Raw genomic sequence first — 7713 nt, forward strand, 5'->3', positions numbered from 1 at the left:
GCTCCCGTACGCTTTGCTCTTGTCACACTGCCTCCTACCACAGAGCCGTCACCGACGGGTCCACAAGAAACAGGAGATTTTATCGATGAGCAATTCCCTTCCCCGCAGCTCCCATGTTTTGCGTCAACTGTTCGTGGCGTGTGCGTTGTTCGGCCTGGCCGCCAGCGCACAGGCCGCCACGACGCTGGAATCGATCACGAAAAACAGCAGCATTCGCATCGGCTACGCCAACGAAACTCCGTTCGCCTTTACCGAGACCGATGGCCGGGTGACCGGTGAATCGCCGGAAATCGCCAAGGTGATCTTCGCGAAAATGGGCATCAAGCAGGTCGACGGTGTCTTGACCGAATGGGGTTCGCTGATCCCGGGCTTGCGTGCCGGGCGTTTCGACGTGATTGCTGCCGGCATGTACATCACCCCGGAACGCTGCAAACAGGTGATTTTCACCGACCCGCAGTATCAGTTGCCCGACGCCCTCCTCACCGCCAAAGGCAACCCGAAGAATCTGCACAGTTATGAAGACATCGCCAAGAACCCCGAGGTGAAACTGGCGATCATGGCAGGTACGGTCAACCTGAAATATGCACGGGACTCCGGGGTCAAGGATGCACAGATCCTCCAGGTGCCCGACACCACCGCCCAGTTGCAAGCCGTGCGCGCCGGTCGCGCCGATGCGGCTGTGGGCACTCAGTTGACCATGAAAGGCCTGGCCGCCAAGGGCGGTGAAAAGGTCGAGGCGGTCACCGAGTTCAAGGATGACCCATCGCACACCGGTTATGGCGCCCTCGCCTTCCGCCCGGAAGACAAGGACCTGCGGGATGCGGTCAATGCCGAACTGAAAAAATGGCTGGGCTCCGAAGAGCACCTCAAGACGGTCGCGCCGTTCGGCTTCGACAAATCCAACGTGACCAGCAAGACAGCTGCCGAGCTCTGCGCTCAATAGTCGGGACTGGCGTGGCGCTGCGGCGCGATGCCGGTTTTCCTGCTGACTCCGGATGTTGAACCACGCAGGTGTGAACAATGGGTGAATTACTTCCGCTATTGATACAAGGCGCCTGGGTCACACTCCAGGTCACCTTCTTCGGCTCGATCCTGGCCATTGTCGCGGCGATTCTGGCGGCGCTGGGGCGCATGTCGCCGTGGCGCCCGCTGAGCTGGTTCTCGGTGGCCTACATTGAAGTGTTCCGCGGTACGTCCTTGCTGGTGCAACTGTTCTGGCTGTTTTTCGTGTTGCCGCTGCCACCGTTCAATCTGGAGCTGAGCCCCTACAGCGTGGCCATCGTCGGCCTCGGCCTGCACATTGGTGCCTATGGCGCCGAGGTGATGCGCGGTGCGATCAGCTCCGTGGCGAAGGGGCAGTATGAAGCGGCGACCGCATTGAACTTCAGCGGCTACAAACGCTTTCGCCGGATCATTCTGCCCCAGGCCTTGCTCGCGGCGATCCCGCCAGGCACCAACCTGTTGATCGAGTTGTTGAAAAACACTTCGCTGGTGTCGCTGATCACCCTGTCCGACCTGAGCTTCCGCGCCCGGCAACTGGATCAGGCGACCTTCCAGACCCTGGAAATCTTCAGCCTGGCGCTGGTGATGTATTTCATCCTGGCCCAGGCGATCAACCTTGGCATGCGCGGCATTGAGCGTCGCCTGGCCCGTGGCCGGATGCGTGGAGGTCTGTCATGACCCTGTTCGACTGGACGTATGCCTGGCAGATCCTCCCCGATTTGCTGCGCGCTTCGCTCAACACCGTGGGCATTACCCTGATCGGTTTCCTGATCGCCATCGTACTGGGGCTGTTCCTCGCCATCGGTCGACGCAGCCGCCTGTACTGGCTGTCATGGCCGATCGCCGGAATCATCGAATTCATCCGCAGCACACCGCTGCTGATCCAGGTGTATTTCCTTTACTACGTGCTGCCCAACTACGGGGTGAGCCTGAGCGCCATGCAAGTGGGGATCATCGGCATCGGCGTGCATTACGCCTGCTACATCGCCGAGGTCTATCGCGGCGGGCTCGATGCCGTGCCTCGCGCGCAATGGGAGGCAGTGACCGCGCTGAACATTGCGCCTTACAGCGCCTACCGCAACATCATCCTGCCCCAGGCCCTGCGGCCGATCCTGCCGCCGCTGGGCAACTACCTGGTGGCCATGCTCAAGGACACGCCGGTGCTGTCGGCCATTACCGTGGTTGAAATCATGCAGCAGGCCAAGAACATCGGCTCCGAGAACTTCCGCTATCTGGAGCCGATCACCATGGTCGGCCTGTTTTTCCTCGCCTTGAGCATCGCCCTGGCTTATCTGGTACGGCGCCTCGAACTGCGCCTGGAGCTGCGCTAATGACTTCTTCACTTTCGACCTCCAACGACCTTTCCCGCCGTGGCCACCTGACGCCACTGCACCCGCAAGAGGCCACGACCATGCACCAATCAAAAACGGTCAAGCCGATTGTCAGCTTCCAGGACGTGACCAAAAGCTACGGCAATTTCACCGTGCTCGACCATTTGAACCTGGACGTCACGCCCGGCGAGAAAGTCGCGATCATCGGCCCCAGCGGTTCGGGCAAGTCGACACTGTTGCGGGTACTGATGACCCTTGAGGGTATCGATGACGGCGTGATCCGCATCGAGGACGACCTGCTGACCCACATGCCCAATCGCAACGGAGTGCTGGTACCGGCCAACGATCGGCACATCCGCCGTGTGCGCGGCAAGATCGGCATGGTGTTCCAGAGCTTCAACCTGTTCCCGCACATGACCGCCCTGCAGAATGTCATCGAGGCGCCGGTGCAGGTGCTGGGGATGAAACCCGCCGAAGCCCGGGAGCGTGCCGCGGACTTGCTGGAACTGGTGGGCCTGGGCAGCAAGCTGGGGCACTACCCTTCGCAACTGTCCGGTGGCCAGCAACAACGGGTGGCCATCGCCCGCGCCCTGGCCATGCGGCCGAAAGTCATGCTGTTCGACGAGGTGACTTCAGCGCTCGACCCGGAACTCTGCGGCGAAGTACTCAATGTGATCCGCAAGCTCGGCGCCGAGCATAACCTGACCATGCTGATGGTGACGCACCAGATGGGCTTCGCCAGGGAGTTCGCCGATCGCGTGTGCTTCTTCTACAAGGGGCAGATCCATGAACAGGGCACGCCGGCGCAGATCTTCGAGCACCCGCAGCAGGAACGTACCTGCGCGTTTCTCAGCGCGGTAAAGGAGGCCAACTAGGCATGCATTCGGGTCGATGAAGCGTGGGAGCGCAGTTCATCGACCCGTAGGCGGGTTTGCACCCACACCGGCAACGACGCGGGAGGCGCTGGGCCTTGGTTGCTTATCGTGAGAGAGGTGTCGCCCAGTCAGTCGTCCTGATCGATTTGATCAAGAAAATCTACCTCGTCGTCTTCCGGGTCTTCTTCATCGAGAATGCCTTGAGCGTCTTCTTCGCCCCACGGCTCGTGATCATGAAATTCGTGATCGAGCAGGTGGTCGTGCTCAGGCTCGGGGATATCGCGTTCTTCGCTCATGACTTACCGAAACAAAAATGAAAGAACGGATTGTACAGGCAGATTCCTTCTTGCGACCAACGATCAGGAATCAGGAACCCACCCAACTCTGGCCAGGCGATCCGTGCCTGGTAAAGAGCCAGAGTTGGGTAAGTCGGGCGATTCTAGCAGTTTGGATCCAATCCTGCATTTAGACTTTTCATCTTATTCGGGACCCGCGTTGGACTCCCGGCACCCCTCTCCTGTGGAGACGAAAAAGCCCTACCTACAGGTTCCTCACCTCTGTGTAATCTTGTCTGTGATCATTTTCCCCCGCCGTTCCTCCAACAACGTCCTGGGCAACACAAATCCCTCAAAACTGCGCTGGGTAATCGGGTTGTTGGCCTTCTCCGCGCCAATCCGATAACGCATCAGCCCGTCGGCAATGGCGAAGGTCAGGTCGACACTGGTGTCGGTGCGCCCATTGAGGTTCCCTCGGCTGAGCAGCCGGAACAGCGACCACGGCCCGCGATAACTCAGGCTGGCGGTGTTGCCGCTGCTGTGCACCAGGGTCAATTGGCTGCCATTGCTATTGCCCAGGCTGTTCGGCCACACCAGCCCGGTGCGTTGCGGCGCACCGTGCTGGTAAGGGATCAATTGGCCGTCGACGCTGAGCATGCTACTCAGGCGGGTGGCGCTCAGGGCCAGGGGTTCGATGGTGAGTTGCACCGCCAGGTGACCGCGATGGTTGAAGAAGGTGTCGCGGATACGCTCGGCTTTCTTCAGCTGCTCCAGCACGTCGCTGCGCACCAGGTAGCCGCCGAGGCTGTCGGAGTACAGGGCGTCGAGATTGTCCTTGAGGAACACGTCCAGGTACTGATCGTGAAACTGCTGCAGGCGCCCTTGCGGGCCGAAGAAGGCTTCGAAGTCTTCCAGCGAGGCATCCTCGCCGCCGGCCTTGAACGGGTAGCGGCCTGCCAGGCGTTCGCGATAGAAACTGTAGATTTCGCTGTCCCAACGTTTTTCCAGCTCACGCAAGGCGGCGATCACCAATACCTGCGAGGTCTGGTCGGCGAGCTTTTTCACCTGTTGGTTCAACGGTTCGGGTAGTCCCACGGCGACACGCTGCAGATTGGCGATGGGGTCGGCACCACCCAGGGAGAAGCGGTTGAGGACGGTTTTCAGCGCCGCCTTGCCGGGATCAGGGTTGTCGTGTACGGCCTTGGCGTAGTCGTAGACGGCGCTGACCGAGCGCAGGGTTTCCTCGTAGTAGGACGGTCGTTCGCCTTGCGGGGCGATCAGCTCCGACAGACTGGAGAATGCGCGACGAATCCCTGCGGCCTGCTGCTGACCCTCAGACACCTTGTCCAACGCGACGGGCGCCTGCCCTTCAACCAAGGGCAGCGACGGGTAGATCACGCTGTTGTCGCGCAGGGTTTCCAACAGACGCCGCAGCGGCGCGGCCGGACCGGTGACTTGTTCCAGTACCGTCACGCCGTGGCTGAGATCGTCGAAGTCGGTGACCGCAAACTGGTTCAATGCGCGCCGCCAACTGTCCACATAGTCGGCGCTGTACAGGGCGCGGATACGTTGGGTCAGCACGTGGCGGTCTTCGTCGGAGTAGTCCAGGCGCTGGCGTTCGCCGAGCACCCACTGGTCGATCATGGCCAGTTCGATGATGCCCTCGGTGCCGGGTTCGAAATAGTCCTTGAAGCCTTTGGCGGTGAGCAACGGCGCCAACAGCAGCCCGCTGCCCTCTTGCTCGGTATTCAGCGGACGGTAGACGATATCGAAGGCCGGCCCCACCTCGTTGCGCAGATCCAACGGACGATGCAGACGTTCCAGGGCATCCTGTTTCAGGCTCATGTAGACCCGTTCTGCCATGGGCAACTGGCGCAATTGTTGTTGCACCTGACTGATACGCTCACGGTAGTGCGGCAAATCGGCATCCGCATACTTCAGTGCGTAACCCAGGTGTCCCATCAGGTCGGCCTGCAACTGGCCCTGACCCGGATAGGCGCGTTGCCATTGCCTGGCAACCCATTCCTCGACGATGGCCGGGCGGCGGTTTTGCCGCTCTTCGAGCATGCGGTAAACGCGCAGGGCCGCCAGTTGCTGATTGCTGCCGGCGGGAGCGCTGTTGATGGCGTCCAGCACACCGCTGGCAATCGCCGGCAGGAAGCGTTTGGACAACAGATTCAGATAGGCCTCGTCCACCGTAGGGCCGATCACCCGGCCCTGATACAGGCCCATGTCCGCCAGCAACGGCCACGCCTCGCGGTAGTCGCCATACACCAGCACCGCATCACGTATCTGGTCCAGCGGCACCAGCAGGTTGCGGCCGGTGGTGTCGACCTTGGCGTCGATGTCACGGCCACTGAACTCCTGACTCTTGGCCAGGACGCTGGCCGCCTTGTCGCCGTTGATATTGAAGTAGAACTGCCAGGTTCCGATGACCACCAGACAGCCCAGGGCGGCGACGCTGAACCCGGCGACCAGCAGCCGCCGCTTTTGCCGAGCCACCTTGATGTTATCGCCCGCCAGACCCGCTTCGGGGTAGATCACCCGTTGGAACAGTTGCTGGGCAAAGTAGATCGCCGTGCCACCGGCAGGCTTGACCTCGGGGGGCGGCGGCGGCAGTTCAAAGGCCTGCCCGGCTTCCTTGACGAACGTATTGCTCAGGGTGCCTTGCTGCAGGACCGAGGAAAAATACAGGCCGCGCACCAGCGCCGGGGTGGTGAAGCGATCGCTGCCGAGCATTTCGCTCAGGAAGCCGAACAATGCCGGGCGCAGCCCCGCCATCTGATGCACCAATGCCTGCAAGCGATCGCGCTCAGCCATGCTGCGCGACGCTCGAACGCTGTCGAAAACCTGCTCGCTCAGGCAGACGACAAACGCCTGGTATTGGTGGGTCAGCTCCGCCAGCCAGGCATCGAAATCGTCCACCGCGTCCAGACTGAAGGTGAAACCCAGAAGGTCTTCACGGCCACTGCGCGATAACCGCGCGAAGAACTCTTCGAAGCCTTCCAGCAGATCGAACTTGCTCAGCGTCACGTACACCGGCAGGCGCGTGCCCAACTGCCGCGTCAGCTCAAACAAGCGGGTGCGCAGCAGGTTGGCCTTGGCCTTGCGCTGTTCAGGACGTTGCGCCAACAGAGCCTGTACATCCACCACCAGGACAATCCCGTTGAGCGCCCGACGGCTACGGTTACGCGCCAGCCAGTCGAGCAGGTGCCGCCATAGACGCGGGTGGGCGCCAGGGGGCAGAAGCGGCTTGGCCTTGCCTTGCTGCTCGACGTTTTCGGCGGGTGAGTCCGGCTGGCTGAGGAACTCCCCGGGCGGGTCGATCAATACGGCCTCGTCACCGATCCACCAGTCCACCGGATAGGCCAATGGCTCTTCCTGGTGCCCCCGGACACCGGCCTTGGTCACATGGGACAAGGCAAAGCTCTGGTTGGAGCGAGTGATCAGGCTGGTCTTGCCAGCGGTCTCTTCACCCAGCACCAGATACCACGGCAATTGATAGAGCGAACGGCGGCGCTCCATGTTGTTCAGCAGGTTACCCAGGCTTCGGTCCAGCGCCCGCTCCTGCGCCTCGACATACGGCAGGCAGGGATCGGCCAGCACCGCGACTTCATGCTGGCGCTCAAGCTGCAGGCGCTGGTAACGATTCCGAACCCGCCATGCCCAGATCAGCAGCGGCACCACCAGCACCACGACACTGGCCGAGACGCGCATGGCCAGCTCCCCCAGCGGCTGACGCTCACGCCAGATCCACTGCGGACCCAGCCACCAGATGGCGATCAATAAAAACACCACGCCGAGCAGCACCAATACTGGCACCGCCTGGTTGAACTGACGCAGCACCGGCAGGCCCCAGCGTTTGAGGTAATCCCAGACCGTTTTCATGAATCGCTCCTAGCGTATTGGTAGACTTTTTTTCCCACAGACCGGGTGAGCATCACCCCCTTCACGTGCGCTAAAACCCTTCCCGACATCGTGGCCTGGGCTCCCCGACTCTGTCGAAGTAGTCGTTGATAATGCGTTGGCTTTCGGCAATGTATTCACAAACTGGCCCGCGGCCCGGCTTGGCCGCGACCGCGCCGTAGCGGATGCGCACGGACTTGAGGATCGCGTCCCAGACGGCCATGGCTTCGTAGTCGGTCAGCGAAGGGTTGACCGGTTCTTCACTCGCGGGCTGTTGCCAGAGGGGGAGTTCGTAGCCTTTGTTGGCGAATGCGGGAAGGGTCC

The 7713-nt window shown here is 61.4% G+C and carries 7 protein-coding genes; 4 read left to right on the top strand and 3 right to left on the bottom strand.

Translation table 11 applies throughout. From position 1 onward, the window contains the following. The first annotated feature begins 85 nt into the window (after nucleotides 1-85). From ehuB to ehuA, 4 genes are all read left to right on the top strand, one after another. Nucleotides 86-943 carry an ectoine/hydroxyectoine ABC transporter substrate-binding protein EhuB gene (ehuB, locus tag EIY72_RS03625; protein WP_093219514.1) on the top strand — a complete coding sequence of 286 codons (858 nt, stop codon included), beginning with the start codon at nucleotides 86-88 and terminating at the stop codon, nucleotides 941-943. Nucleotides 944-1020: 77 nt separating this feature from the next. After that, the gene (gene ehuC / locus EIY72_RS03630) at nucleotides 1021-1680 is read left to right on the top strand and encodes an ectoine/hydroxyectoine ABC transporter permease subunit EhuC (RefSeq protein WP_093219511.1); all 660 of its coding nucleotides are present in this window, start codon (nucleotides 1021-1023) and stop codon (nucleotides 1678-1680) included. Then, entirely contained in the window at nucleotides 1677-2333 is a 657-nt protein-coding gene (gene ehuD / locus EIY72_RS03635) for an ectoine/hydroxyectoine ABC transporter permease subunit EhuD (protein ID WP_093219507.1), read from the top strand. The genes ehuC and ehuD overlap by 4 nt, the downstream gene beginning before the upstream one ends. An 80-nt stretch (nucleotides 2334-2413) precedes the next feature. After that, nucleotides 2414-3208, top strand: coding sequence for an ectoine/hydroxyectoine ABC transporter ATP-binding protein EhuA (gene ehuA, locus EIY72_RS03640; RefSeq protein ID WP_093230469.1), 795 nt, complete (start codon nucleotides 2414-2416; stop codon nucleotides 3206-3208). 128 nt (nucleotides 3209-3336) lie between these two features. Here ehuA and EIY72_RS29850 read toward each other — a convergent pair whose 3' ends face one another. The 3 genes from EIY72_RS29850 to EIY72_RS03650 form a co-directional block, all read right to left on the bottom strand. After that, entirely contained in the window at nucleotides 3337-3504 is a 168-nt protein-coding gene (locus tag EIY72_RS29850; protein WP_165939582.1) for a hypothetical protein, read from the bottom strand. A gap of 255 nt (nucleotides 3505-3759) precedes the next feature. Further along, entirely contained in the window at nucleotides 3760-7371 is a 3612-nt protein-coding gene (tssM, locus tag EIY72_RS03645; protein ID WP_093219502.1) for a type VI secretion system membrane subunit TssM, read from the bottom strand. Nucleotides 7372-7441: 70 nt separating this feature from the next. Beyond that, nucleotides 7442-7713 (bottom strand): T6SS immunity protein Tli4 family protein (locus EIY72_RS03650; RefSeq protein WP_243701726.1); only part of this gene is annotated, 272 nt, incomplete at its 5' end.

This window comes from Pseudomonas vancouverensis (genome assembly GCF_004348895.1).
In the GTDB taxonomy this organism is placed as follows: domain Bacteria; phylum Pseudomonadota; class Gammaproteobacteria; order Pseudomonadales; family Pseudomonadaceae; genus Aquipseudomonas; species Aquipseudomonas vancouverensis.